The 800-nt window shown below is 63.8% G+C and carries 1 protein-coding gene; it reads right to left on the bottom strand.

Annotated features, from left to right (window positions below; translation table 11 throughout):
• On the bottom strand, positions 1–800 hold an 800-nt coding region (locus DID96_RS37865; protein ID WP_124604414.1), incomplete at both ends, for a GlxA family transcriptional regulator.

Genomic DNA, 800 nt, shown 5'->3' on the forward strand with positions numbered 1-800 from the left:
CGATCGGAAGCGGCGAAGGTTGGCTTTCGATATCGAAGGTACCTCGGCCACCGGTGCGCGCGTCGCGCCGGACCGCCTGGGGCGCAAGGCCAATCCTGCGCATGAAGGCTTCGCGCATATGGCTGCAGTCGCGAAAACCGGTTTCCCTAGCGATGACCTCAAGCGGATGCCGGCTCTGTTCGATCATCAGCCGCGCTGCCTCCAGTCGTAGTCTTTCGATGGCCTTGGCCGGACCCTCTCCCGTTTCGAGCGTGAACACCCGGCTGAACTGGCGCGGACTCAGGTGAGCGATTTTGGCCAACGCCTCCACCGTCAGCGAACGGCTCAGATTCTGGCGCGCATAGTTCAGGGCATTCTGGATGCGATCGGATTTCGGCGCGAGGTCCAGCATTTCGGAGTGCTGCGGCTGGCCGCCCGCCCGGTGCCGATCCATGACAAAAATGCGCGCCACTGAACGGGCCGTTTCCGCACCCAGATCCTTTTCCACCATCGCGAGCGCCAGGTCAAGGCCCGCCGTCATGCCGGCGGACGTCCAGATCGGACCATCGACAATGTAGATCTGGTCGTCCTCGACGCGGATATCGGGATAACGTTTCTGCATTTCGCGCCGATACAACCAATGCGTCGTGGCGCGCCGCTGCGCCAGCAAGCCCGCTTCCGCGAGCACGAATGCGCCGGTGCAGAGCGCGCCCATGCGCCTCGCGCGAATGCTCGCGTGGCGCATGAACGCAACGACATTGGCAGCAGGCGGCAAACTGAGCGGATCACCGATCCCGCCAACGATCCACGTGTCCACGTCG

The sequence above is a fragment of the Burkholderia sp. Bp8963 genome, from assembly GCF_003854275.1.
Lineage (GTDB): Bacteria > Pseudomonadota > Gammaproteobacteria > Burkholderiales > Burkholderiaceae > Burkholderia.